The sequence below is a fragment of the Methylophaga sp. UBA1464 genome (genome assembly GCF_002325665.1).
Lineage (GTDB): Bacteria > Pseudomonadota > Gammaproteobacteria > Nitrosococcales > Methylophagaceae > Methylophaga.
This window is the reverse complement of sequence record NZ_DCSO01000107.1, coordinates 13,474-23,532: the sequence shown is the minus strand read 5'-3', so window position 1 is coordinate 23,532 and position 10,059 is coordinate 13,474. Positions and strand designations below refer to the sequence as shown.

The 10,059-nt window shown below is 45.1% G+C and carries 16 protein-coding genes; 5 read left to right on the top strand and 11 right to left on the bottom strand.

Features of this window, described 5'->3' with window-relative positions:
- From tatB to hisB, 9 genes are all read right to left on the bottom strand, one after another.
- Nucleotides 1-117, bottom strand: a 117-nt coding sequence (gene tatB, locus B3O33_RS14505; protein ID WP_292363876.1) for a Sec-independent protein translocase protein TatB, incomplete at its 3' end; no start/stop codon positions are given.
- Between the two features lie 5 nt (nucleotides 118-122).
- Nucleotides 123-365: a twin-arginine translocase TatA/TatE family subunit gene (gene tatA / locus B3O33_RS14500; protein WP_292361099.1), complete on the bottom strand. Its 243-nt coding sequence runs from the start codon at nucleotides 363-365 to the stop codon at nucleotides 123-125.
- 9 nt (nucleotides 366-374) lie between these two features.
- Nucleotides 375-713, bottom strand: a complete 339-nt coding sequence (locus tag B3O33_RS14495; protein WP_292361097.1) for a histidine triad nucleotide-binding protein — start codon at nucleotides 711-713, stop codon at nucleotides 375-377.
- A complete protein-coding gene (locus tag B3O33_RS14490; RefSeq protein WP_292361096.1) occupies nucleotides 710-1,030 on the bottom strand; it encodes a phosphoribosyl-ATP diphosphatase in 321 nt (106 codons plus the stop codon). The genes B3O33_RS14495 and B3O33_RS14490 overlap by 4 nt, the downstream gene beginning before the upstream one ends.
- Nucleotides 1,030-1,410: a phosphoribosyl-AMP cyclohydrolase gene (hisI, locus tag B3O33_RS14485; protein ID WP_292361094.1), complete on the bottom strand. Its 381-nt coding sequence runs from the start codon at nucleotides 1,408-1,410 to the stop codon at nucleotides 1,030-1,032. The genes B3O33_RS14490 and hisI overlap by 1 nt, the downstream gene beginning before the upstream one ends.
- Entirely contained in the window at nucleotides 1,407-2,180 is a 774-nt protein-coding gene (hisF, locus tag B3O33_RS14480; protein WP_292361092.1) for an imidazole glycerol phosphate synthase subunit HisF, read from the bottom strand. Before hisF ends, hisI begins: the two co-directional genes overlap by 4 nt.
- Nucleotides 2,181-2,186: 6 nt before the next feature.
- Nucleotides 2,187-2,936, bottom strand: coding sequence for a 1-(5-phosphoribosyl)-5-[(5-phosphoribosylamino)methylideneamino]imidazole-4-carboxamide isomerase (hisA, locus tag B3O33_RS14475; RefSeq protein ID WP_292361091.1), 750 nt, complete (start codon nucleotides 2,934-2,936; stop codon nucleotides 2,187-2,189).
- A 25-nt stretch (nucleotides 2,937-2,961) separates the two neighbouring features.
- Complete coding sequence (gene hisH, locus B3O33_RS14470) at nucleotides 2,962-3,597, bottom strand: imidazole glycerol phosphate synthase subunit HisH (protein WP_292361089.1); 636 nt, start codon at nucleotides 3,595-3,597, stop codon at nucleotides 2,962-2,964.
- 49 nt (nucleotides 3,598-3,646) lie between these two features.
- Nucleotides 3,647-4,240, bottom strand: a complete 594-nt coding sequence (hisB, locus tag B3O33_RS14465; RefSeq protein WP_292361086.1) for an imidazoleglycerol-phosphate dehydratase HisB — start codon at nucleotides 4,238-4,240, stop codon at nucleotides 3,647-3,649.
- 97 nt (nucleotides 4,241-4,337) lie between these two features.
- Between hisB and fnr the strand changes: the two genes are divergently transcribed.
- Both fnr and B3O33_RS14455 read left to right on the top strand, forming a co-directional pair.
- A complete protein-coding gene (gene fnr, locus B3O33_RS14460; protein WP_292361084.1) occupies nucleotides 4,338-5,087 on the top strand; it encodes a fumarate/nitrate reduction transcriptional regulator Fnr in 750 nt (249 codons plus the stop codon).
- Nucleotides 5,088-5,339: 252 nt separating this feature from the next.
- Nucleotides 5,340-6,017: an OmpW/AlkL family protein gene (locus B3O33_RS14455; protein ID WP_292361082.1), complete on the top strand. Its 678-nt coding sequence runs from the start codon at nucleotides 5,340-5,342 to the stop codon at nucleotides 6,015-6,017.
- Nucleotides 6,018-6,063: 46 nt separating this feature from the next.
- On the opposite strand, the gene murJ is transcribed toward B3O33_RS14455, so the two are convergent.
- On the bottom strand, nucleotides 6,064-7,608 hold the full coding sequence (gene murJ, locus B3O33_RS14450; protein ID WP_292363870.1) for a murein biosynthesis integral membrane protein MurJ: 1,545 nt from the start codon (nucleotides 7,606-7,608) through the stop codon (nucleotides 6,064-6,066).
- A gap of 54 nt (nucleotides 7,609-7,662) precedes the next feature.
- Here murJ and B3O33_RS14445 point away from each other — a divergent pair, with 54 nt between their 5' ends.
- Nucleotides 7,663-8,289, top strand: a complete 627-nt coding sequence (locus B3O33_RS14445) for a redoxin domain-containing protein (RefSeq protein WP_292361078.1) — start codon at nucleotides 7,663-7,665, stop codon at nucleotides 8,287-8,289.
- Here the strand turns inward: B3O33_RS14445 and B3O33_RS14440 are convergent.
- Nucleotides 8,286-9,194 (bottom strand): hydrogen peroxide-inducible genes activator, encoded by a 909-nt coding sequence (locus B3O33_RS14440; protein ID WP_292361076.1) that lies wholly within the window; start codon nucleotides 9,192-9,194, stop codon nucleotides 8,286-8,288. The two genes, B3O33_RS14445 and B3O33_RS14440, sit on opposite strands and share 4 nt — an antisense overlap.
- Nucleotides 9,195-9,339: 145 nt before the next feature.
- Between B3O33_RS14440 and B3O33_RS14435 the strand changes: the two genes are divergently transcribed.
- Both B3O33_RS14435 and B3O33_RS14430 read left to right on the top strand, forming a co-directional pair.
- The gene (locus B3O33_RS14435) at nucleotides 9,340-9,504 is read left to right on the top strand and encodes a rubredoxin (RefSeq protein ID WP_292361074.1); all 165 of its coding nucleotides are present in this window, start codon (nucleotides 9,340-9,342) and stop codon (nucleotides 9,502-9,504) included.
- Between the two features lie 109 nt (nucleotides 9,505-9,613).
- Nucleotides 9,614-10,059, top strand: a 446-nt coding sequence (locus B3O33_RS14430; protein WP_292363869.1) for an AAA family ATPase, incomplete at its 3' end; no start/stop codon positions are given.

Here is a 10,059-nt window from a genome sequence, read left to right as displayed (position 1 = left end):
GGCTCGGCCAATCCACAAGCCACAGACACGAACCACTCTTGGCAGTTTTTCCGGGCCAATTACTATTAATGCCACAACGGCAATAATTAACAGTTCCCAAAAACCAATATCAAACACGGTGATTAGCGTTTGGTGTTGTCGTGTTCTTCATGTTGCTGTTGATGCTGCTCGGTCTCGTTGTCATGCTTCAGATTGCCAGCTTCATCTTTTTTTTCATCTTCGCCTTCACGTACCGAGGATTTAAAGCTGCGAATAGCACTACCGAGGTCACCACCCAGGGAGCGCAGTTTTTTAGTGCCGAAAAGCAAAATGACAATGACCAGAACAATCAATAATTGCCATACACTGATTCCACCAAATCCCATGACGCGCTCCTAATGAAAACCAGGCAGATTGTTACCGCCCAGCAAATGAATGTGTAAATGATCGACTTCCTGACCACCGCCGGGACCGGTATTGATAATGGTACGAAAACCGGTCTCCAGACCTTGTGACTTTGCCAGCGCTGGCAGTTTGAGAAACATATGAGCAATTAGGCTGCTATGACTTTCATCAAGATGATCCAACCGTGCGATGTGCTGTTTAGGAATCACTAACAGATGAACGGTGGCTTTCGGATTAATATCCTTGAACACAAAAATCAGCTCATCTTCATAGACTTTTGAAGAGGGAATCTCACCGGCAATAATTTTGCAGAAAATACAGTCGGTCATTTTTTGCTCCTGCTGGCTTTTTCTTCATGACCTGATAAACCAAAACGACGATCCAGCTCGGTTAAAAGGGCATCGATATCAATATCATTATGCGCCAGTAACACCATAGAGTGAAACCAAAGGTCAGCAGTTTCGTAGATGATTTGCTCTCGATCACCCGCTTTTCCGGCGATAACCGTTTCAGTGGCTTCTTCGCCTAGTTTTTTCAGAATTTTGTCGGTGCCGGCCGCATACAGGCTGGCGACATATGAACTGTCGGCATCAGCAGTTTTACGTTCATTCAGCACTGCCATCAGTTTATGCAAGGTATCACGCATTAATAAATCTCATCCGGATTTTTCAGAACCGGCTCAGTGGTTTGCCACTCACCGTTCTGCAGTTCTAGGAAGAAACAATGATGACGTCCAGTATGACAGGCAATGCCACCAATCTGTTCAACTTCAAGCAAAATAGCATCCTGATCACAATCAATACGTATCGACTTAATAAGTTGCTGATGACCGGACTGTTCCCCTTTATGCCACAGTTTTTGTCGCGAACGTGACCAGTAAACAGCATGACCGGTTTCAGCTGTCAGCTGTAATGACTGACGGTTCATCCAGGCTAAAGTAAGTACTTGCTTAGTCGAAAACTCTTGTGTGATAACAGGCGCCAAGCCATCACTGCCCCAGTTTACCTGATCCAGCCATGAGCTCATAAACGCACCTCTATGCCCTGCTCTGCCATTTGTTGTTTGGCTTCACCGACGGTATGTTCACCGAAATGAAAAATGCTGGCGGCCAGAACCGCATCCGCATGTCCCAACTTGATACCATCCGTCAGATCCTGCAGTTTACCCACACCACCGGAAGCAATAACCGGCACCACAACGGCATCGCTGACGGCCCGGGTGAGTTCCAAATCAAAACCGGATTTTGTGCCATCGCGATCCATGCTGGTGAGTAAAATTTCACCCGCGCCTAATTTAACCATTTTTTTGGCCCATTCGACGGCATCAATACCTGTTGGCTGTCGACCACCATGGGTAAATATTTCCCATCTCGGTGTTTCCCCGTCAGCCGATACACGTTTGGCATCAATGGCCACGACTATACATTGTGATCCAAATTTCTCAGCCGCTTCGCGAACAAAATCAGGGTTGCTGACGGCGGCTGAATTAATGCCGACTTTATCTGCACCGGCATTCAGCATACGACGAATATCCGCTACTGTTCTAATGCCACCTCCAACGGTAAGTGGAATAAACACCTGGCTGGCAACGGCTTTGACCACGTCTTCCATGGTGTCACGGTTATGGTGAGTAGCCGTAATATCCAGAAAAGTCAGTTCATCTGCACCCTGTTCATCGTAACGCTTGGCAATTTCTACCGGATCACCGGCATCACGGATATCGACAAATTGCACACCTTTTACGACGCGGCCGGCATCGACATCAAGACAGGGGATAATACGTTTTGCCAAAGCCATATCAGATCAGAATTGCAGTGGTGGATTTAAACGATCGGCCATTGCCTGGCCTTCGGCCAAATCAATGGTACCTTCATAGATGGCGCGACCAATAATGGCACCCATGACACCTTCGGATTCGTAATGACAAAGCGCTTTGATATCGTCATAGTTGGTTACGCCGCCAGAAGCGATGACCGGAATATTGATGGCGCGGGCCAGATCTCGTGTTGATTGCAAGTTCACTCCCTGCATCATTCCGTCACGACTGATATCAGTGTAAATAATGGCTTCTACCCCATCCTGTTCAAACTGTTGAGCAATATCGATCACGTCATGGTTGGATAATTTCGACCAGCCATCAATGGCCACCTTGCCATCTTTGGCATCAAGTCCGACGATGATATGGCCGGGAAACTCGGCGCAGACATCCCCGACAAAATGGGGTGCATTAATGGCTTTAGTACCGATAATGACATAGCGAACACCAGCATCGAGATAGGTTTGAATAGTGTCTTCATCACGAATACCACCACCCACCTGCACATCCAGATCCGGGAAAGCGGCACAGATTTGATGAATAACATTAGCGTTAACAGGGTTACCCGCAAAAGCACCGTCCAGATCCACCATGTGCAATCGCTTGGCACCGGCTTCAACCCACCTTGTCGCAACGGCCAGCGGATCTTCCGAAAATACAGTGTTATCTTCCATGCGTCCCTGACGCAATCGAACGCAGTGACCCTCTTTAAGATCAATGGCAGGGATTAATAACATAACGCTTTCTCCATCAAACAAATTGTCAGGACTGACCGTCCCAGTTAATAAAATTTTTCAATAACTGCAAGCCGGCATGTTGGCTTTTTTCAGGGTGAAACTGTACGGCAAACAGGTTTTCTTGTGCCAATGCGGCAGCAAAAGGTAAAGCGTAATGACTGCGGCCGGAGATTTTGGTTTCATCTGCAGGCTGCACATAAAAACTATGAACAAAATAAAAACGACTATTCTGAGGTATATCTTGCCACAAGGGGTGTGCGAAGGTTTGCTCGACTTCATTCCAGCCCATGTGCGGTACTTTCAGCCCCTGTTCAACCGCCTTTTCAAAGTACAGAACGTCACCTTCAATGATGTCCAAGCCATCTGAGCCCTGGTTTTCCTGACTATGGGTTAATAAAGCCTGCATGCCGAGACATATTCCCAGGAATGGTTTCTGACTGGCCATTTCGATGATGAGTTTGTCGAGTTCAAGTTTTTTGAGTTCTGCCATGCAGTCCCGAATAGCGCCTACGCCAGGAAACACAATATGATCAGCGGCATGGATCTCGGACGGATCAGCGGTAACAAAAATCTGAGTGTGGTTATCGGCTACGGTTTCCAAGGCTTTGGAGACTGAGCGTAAATTACCCATGCCGTAATCAATAACTGCAACGCGACGCATAAAACAAGGACCTGAGCTAGAAAAGTAGAGTTAGAAAATCGTTAATCGATTATAAAGCACCCTTGGTGGAAGGCAATTGTTGTAAAGCACGTTCATCCAGCGTGACAGCCATACGCAGAGCCCGCCCGAAAGCCTTAAAAATCGTTTCTGCGATGTGGTGCGCATTACGCCCTTTGAGGTTATCAATGTGTAAGGTGATGCCGGCGTGATTGACCAGTCCCTGAAAGAATTCATAAAACAAATCCACATCAAATTCACCAATTTTGTCGCGGGTGAAAGTCACATCAAATTCGAAGCCGGGTCTGCCTGATAAATCAAGTACTACTCGAGATAAAGCTTCATCCAAAGGCACATAGGAATGTCCATAACGGACAACGCCTTTTTTATCACCCAGTGCCTGTTTTAATGCCTGGCCAATGGTGATGCCAACATCTTCAACCGTGTGATGAGCATCAATATGCAGATCACCATTTGCTTTGATTTGCAGATCAAATAAGCCGTGACGGGCAATTTGTTCCAACATGTGATCGAGAAATGGCACGCCGGTTTCGGATTGGAATTTTCCGCTGCCATCCAGGTTGATGGAAACTTCAATTTGGGTTTCGAGCGTGTTACGCGCAACATTGGCGCTACGAGCGGTCATTAGCTTTCCTGAAAACTGAAATAAAAACAAATAATAACTGTTTCAGTGCCGGGTTTGAAGCGTTATCATGGCCTGTGACTTTTTTAGGGAAAATAAAATGACACAAGCCAGGGTGATAACGCCATTATTTGAGGATTTTGCCAAGGTTGAACATCATCATCAACTTGCCTGTCAATCATGTGCTTTATACCGGCTATGCCTGCCTTTGGGGCTGCATCGGGATGATTTATCCAAACTGGATCAGATCATCAAGCGCAGTGCTGGCTTCAAACGACATCAAATTCTGTTTGAACCTGCCTCAACCTTCAAGACGATATTTGTTGTTCGTTCAGGTTCGTTCAAAACCACCATTTCAGCGGCTGATGGACGCGAACAGGTCACTAGTTTTTATTTTCCCGGAGAGTTTATCGGGATGGATGCCATTTACCAGCAACGTTATTTATCAACGGCTCGTGCACTTGAGGCCAGCAGCATCTGCGAATTACCTTACGAGCGCTTGCAGGAGTTCAGTGCCACGATTCCAGAGTTACAGAATCAGTTAATGACGCGATTAAGTAAAGAAATGTCAGCCGATAAAAATTTATTACTGTCTTTGGGTAAAAAGACCGCTCAGGAAAAGCTGATTAGTTTCTTATTATCACTTTCTCAGCGTTTCAGTGAACGTGGATATTCTGCTTTGTCGTTCCAGTTGACAATGTCACGTGGTGATATCGCAAACCATCTTGGCCTGGCGATTGAAACGGTCAGCCGTTTATTTACGCAATTACAGGAACAGCAGTTATTAACGACGCAAGGTAAAGAGGTAACGATTCTGGATCTGCCGGCATTAAAACAACGTTGTGGATAACCTGAAGTCTGTTGATCTTCAATAACGCAATCCTAAGGGCCGGAACTTATTCCGTCGCAGGGCGTTGAACATGACTTAAATAGTACACCGCAGTATTTCCCTCTAGAGAGAATACAGGAGCTCCAGTAGAACTGCGCTCAAAGATAAACACACCCAAAAAACATTTTATTGACCTGGATCAATGCCGAAACACCGGTACTCCGTATGATCTGAAACTGTGTATCACAACAGATTATTATTCGGAGTCGTCCCATGAAAAAAATTCCCCTGATTTCTTCTATCCTGCTGGCTGCTGGTTTGGCTGGACCTGTTACTACTGTTATGGCTTATGAGGCGGGTGACTGGTTAATCCGGGGACGTATTATCAATGTTAATCCTAATGACAGCAGTGGTAGTCTGACGGTTAATGGCGCTGATACAGGAACGAAAGGTGTGAAAGTAGACAGTGATACGGTTCCGGAGTTGGATATTACCTATATGATCACGCGAAACTGGGGGGTAGAGCTGATTTTAGGTTATTCAGAACACACGGTTACTGGTGAAAAATCTTGGGCAGTCCTGGGCGATGTTATTGATACCAAAGTGTTGCCACCCACTTTGACATTGCAATACCACTTTCTGCCAGACTCCAATATTCGTCCTTATATTGGCGCCGGTGTGAATTACACGTATTTCTTTGATGAAAAAGTCCCCAGTAGTTCTCTGTTAAGTAATTCCGGCGATAAAGTTAAACTGGAAAGCTCATGGGGCTGGGCGGCACAGGTCGGTGTGGATATCGCCATTAACCAGGACTGGTTCGTCAATATGGATATTAAATACCTGGATATTGATACCACTGCCCGGTTTAAAAATACAGCGGTCGGTAGTGCTAAGATTAATGCAGATATTGACCCGTTTGTTTACGGTATCGGTATCGGTCGACGCTTTTAAGTTTCTCTCCAGGTTTGTCGAAAAGCCCTCTTCAACGAGGGCTTTTTTATGTATTGGAGTGCGGCATGACCAGAGTTTTCAGCCTAACTCCACATGCTGCGAGAACGGCAAAATAAATCATCGCAGACAGTCCAATCAGCCCCATTAATACACCAAACCGGTGCCAGCCTCCCCAGCTTATCCATTCATTACTGTTTGGATTAGTCCATAACAGGAAAAATACAAGAGCGAGATTGGCTAATAACATGCGGATAAAGAATATTCCCCAGCCGCTAATCGGCTGATAAACCGCTTTTTTGCGTAATGTGTAATACAGCAATCCGGCATTGAGCATGGCAGACAATGCCGTTGCTAGAGCCAGGCCGACATGGGCCAGATAAATCATCAGGATAATATTCAGCCCCATATTGCTGACCATCGCAATAATACCGATTTTGACTGGGGTTTTTGTATCCTGGCGGGCATAAAAGCCCGGCGCCAGAACCTTGATGAAAATAAACGGCAACAATCCAAGGCCATAAGCCATTAAGCTTAAAGAGGCCTGATGAGCATCATAAGGTGTAAATTCACCATATTGAAACAGGGTAATCAATAATGGCTCAGCCAGAATGATCAAGCCGATAGCTGCCGGGGTACCGATTAAAAATACCCAGCGTAATGCCCAGTCAATTGTATGTGAGAACTCCTGCATCGAGGCTGTTGCATGTTTACGGGAAAGATTGGGCAAGATGACCGTCGCCAGGGCAATGCCCAAAATGCCCAAAGGAAATTCAACCAGTCGATCCGAATAATACAACCAGGAGATACTGCCGGTGATTAGAAATGAAGCCAGCAAGGTATCCAGCAATAAATTGATTTGTGAAACAGATACGCCAAACATGGCAGGTATCATTAGTCGCAGAATTTTCTGAACGCCCTCATCTCTCCAGCCCCAGCGGGGTTTTGGAAGACTGCCGATCTTCATTAAAAACGGCATCTGAAAGAGTAATTGCACTATCCCGCCGATAAATACCCCCCAGGCTAATGCTTTAACCGGCTCATCCAGATGTGGTGCCAGCCATAAGGCACAGCCAATCATCGAAATGTTCAGGAAAACCGGGGTAAAAGCAGGTACGGCAAACTTGCCATAACTATTCAGAATCGAACTGGCGAGTGCGGTTAATGAGACAAACAGAATATAAGGGAAAGTTATTCTTAACAGCTCTCCGGCCAACTGTAATTTTTCCGGTTGATCAATAAAGCCGGGGGCAAACACAAGAATGATGACAGGCGCGGCAATGACGCCAATCAGCGTAATGAAAAATAAAACCCCCGCCAGGGTGCCGCTGGTAGCAGCAATAAGTTTTTTTAAATCACCATCGCCACGTTCACGATATTCGGCAAGAACGGGGATAAAGGCCTGGGAAAAGGCGCCTTCGGCAAACAGGCGTCGCAGAAAGTTGGGTATTTTGAAAGCAACAAAAAAAACGTCAGCCCCCATTCCTGCCCCAAGGAATCTGGCAATCACAATATCTCGAACAAATCCCAAAATGCGGGATAAAAAGGTCATTATGCTGACAACGATAGTAGACTTAAGCAATTTTTCTTTCATGGGCGCTTAATTATTTAGTGAGTAAGCCTGCCAACGTGTCGCGGAGAGCCAACGATGCAGAATATGTTTAAAAATGTCCATTCTAAGCGTTTTTTGCTGACATATCTTGGCTTGGTGGCATTATTATTACTGTTTTTTCTTACGTTCAGTCCGCAACACCAAACGGATGAGTCTTCAGGCCAGGTTGACGCGATGCTGACGCAGTTTGAACCAGTATTGGAAATTCCACAGTTTCTGGGACATAACATTGAAAATACGGTGTTTACCAATGACGCATTAGTGGGTAAATGGAGTTTTGTGTTTTTCACATCAGCAGATTGCCTTGACTGTGATGCGATCCTGAAAGTTTTGAGCAATTTAAAGGCTGGTCTTGCCAATCGAACAGTTCAAGTTGTGCTGATTGATACCACCGGTCAGCAGACAAGACAGTTGCTTGCGCTGAGCCAGTCTCACAACCTTCAGGGCCATGTCATTTCTGTTTCTGCCGCAGCATCTGCTAAACAGGAACTACAGGCATTTTTTACCCGAAGCCGGGCATATGCACATCAGGATCTGGCTCATGCGGTATTTCTGGTCAATCCAAAAGGATTACTTACTGCCCGCTTTCAGGCACCATTCACCTCGGTCATTTTGAGACAGAGTTTTATTCAAATCCGCGCTGAATATGCCAGTAAAGGTTAATCACTCTCTTCCATGGCTGCGGTAAAGCTCAATGATAATTGTTCCAGTGTGCTGGTTCGGCGGAAGCTGGGTCGCCAGACCAGTCCGATTTCACGTTTTGCGAGACTATCCTGCTTTAGGGGGCGCAGACAGATATCTGCATGACGCACCATATCTGAATTAATCGCCATCTGTGGAATCAATGTTATTCCTAATCCGCTGGCCACCATTTCTATCAAGGTATACAAACTGGTCGCCTGAAAACTCCGCCGCTGAGCAGATGCCGGTAACTGACAGGCACTTATGGCATGTTCCCGCATACAGTGGCCTTCTGCCAGAAGTAATAATTCATTGATGGGTAGTTGGTGGGGTTGCAATGTTTCATAACGGCTTAATGGGTGCTGTTTGGGTAATGCAACCCAGAAAGGTTCTTCAGCGATAACACGATAATTAAGATTTCGAGTATTAAACGGAAAGGCTAATATCGCCACATCAATACTGCCATTTTCAACTTGTGTTAATAATCTTTCGGACTGATCCTCAATAAGTAATAGCTCTAACTGTGGTAATTGCTTGCGTATACGGGGCAATACACGGGGCAATAAAAATGGACTTATTGTCGGAATGACGCCAATTCTTATCCTGCCGGATAAAGGGTTTTTTTCTGCTTGAGCCAGATCCACTAAATCATCACTGAGTGACAATATTTGCCGAGCTCGTTCTGCCACCTCCTCCCCAATAGGTGTGGTCAATACTTTTCTATTGGTTCGCTCAAGTAAACCTACTTCTAACAGGTCTTCCAAATCCTGAATTCCCGCGCTTAAGGTAGATTGTGTCACATGACATTTTTCTGCAGCTCGTCCGAAATGTTTTTCTTCAATGACAGCGGTTAGATACTGCAGTTGGCGTAAAGTGGGAAGTCTCATAATCGTTTTAATCACTTAATAAGTTGATAATGATTTGCTTTGAACAATTTACCATAATTTGAATGACAATTATGCAATCAACGTAAAACCTGTTTTGTTGTAAGATGTCACCATATATATTTAACAATTTTAGTCGGAGATGTTTATGCGTAAATGGCAGTGTTTGGTTTGTGGGTTTATTTATGATGAGGCTAAAGGATTGCCGGAAGAAGGTATTCCGCCAGGTACGGCATGGGATGATATTCCTGATGACTGGGAATGCCCGGAATGTGGCGTTGGAAAAGAAGATTTTGAAATGCTGGAAATCTGATAACAGCATTACTTGATTAAAACCTAAATGTATCGATTTTGAGGTTATGAGATATATAAGGCCGAAATCATAAAACGAAACGCTCTTATTATTATTTGATAGATATAACGTGCTGACGGAATTAACTCTTACCCATTTTCGAAATATTCAAAAGGCCGTTGTTTATCCAGACCCTGGTATAAACATCTTGTCAGGCGAAAATGGATCTGGCAAAACCAGTGTTCTTGAGGCCATCTATTTACTTGCTATGGGGCGCTCATTTCGTACCCGAAATTTAAAAAATGTAATACAAACGGATGAAGTGCATTTTCAGGTGTTTGCCAGAATCAAACCAGGTATTCCTGTGGGACTGCAGTTTTCTTCTGCTACAGGGATTCAAATCCGACTTAATAATGCGCCCTTGAAAAAGCTTTCTGAGTTAGCCAGTCATCTCCCCCTACAGTACATACCAGCAAATTGTCATCAGTTTTTTGAATTGGGGCCAGCGTTCCGAAGGAGAGTTGTTGATTGGGGATTGTTCCACGTGGAACAAGATTTCTTGTTTCATTGGCAAGC

Excerpts from the sequence above, each read along its gene's own strand:
- tatA (WP_292361099.1), bottom strand. The coding sequence starts at position 365 with ATGGGATTTGGTGGAATCAGTGTATGGCAATTATTGATTGTTCTGGTC.
- B3O33_RS14495 (WP_292361097.1), bottom strand. The coding sequence starts at position 713 with ATGACCGACTGTATTTTCTGCAAAATTATTGCCGGTGAGATTCCCTCT.
- B3O33_RS14490 (WP_292361096.1), bottom strand. The coding sequence starts at position 1,030 with ATGCGTGATACCTTGCATAAACTGATGGCAGTGCTGAATGAACGTAAA.
- hisI (WP_292361094.1), bottom strand. The coding sequence starts at position 1,410 with ATGAGCTCATGGCTGGATCAGGTAAACTGGGGCAGTGATGGCTTGGCG.
- hisF (WP_292361092.1), bottom strand. The coding sequence starts at position 2,180 with ATGGCTTTGGCAAAACGTATTATCCCCTGTCTTGATGTCGATGCCGGC.
- hisA (WP_292361091.1), bottom strand. The coding sequence starts at position 2,936 with ATGTTATTAATCCCTGCCATTGATCTTAAAGAGGGTCACTGCGTTCGA.
- hisH (WP_292361089.1), bottom strand. The coding sequence starts at position 3,597 with ATGCGTCGCGTTGCAGTTATTGATTACGGCATGGGTAATTTACGCTCA.
- hisB (WP_292361086.1), bottom strand. The coding sequence starts at position 4,240 with ATGACCGCTCGTAGCGCCAATGTTGCGCGTAACACGCTCGAAACCCAA.
- fnr (WP_292361084.1), top strand. The coding sequence starts at position 4,338 with ATGACACAAGCCAGGGTGATAACGCCATTATTTGAGGATTTTGCCAAG.
- B3O33_RS14455 (WP_292361082.1), top strand. The coding sequence starts at position 5,340 with ATGAAAAAAATTCCCCTGATTTCTTCTATCCTGCTGGCTGCTGGTTTG.
- murJ (WP_292363870.1), bottom strand. The coding sequence starts at position 7,608 with ATGAAAGAAAAATTGCTTAAGTCTACTATCGTTGTCAGCATAATGACC.
- B3O33_RS14445 (WP_292361078.1), top strand. The coding sequence starts at position 7,663 with ATGCAGAATATGTTTAAAAATGTCCATTCTAAGCGTTTTTTGCTGACA.
- B3O33_RS14440 (WP_292361076.1), bottom strand. The coding sequence starts at position 9,194 with ATGAGACTTCCCACTTTACGCCAACTGCAGTATCTAACCGCTGTCATT.
- B3O33_RS14435 (WP_292361074.1), top strand. The coding sequence starts at position 9,340 with ATGCGTAAATGGCAGTGTTTGGTTTGTGGGTTTATTTATGATGAGGCT.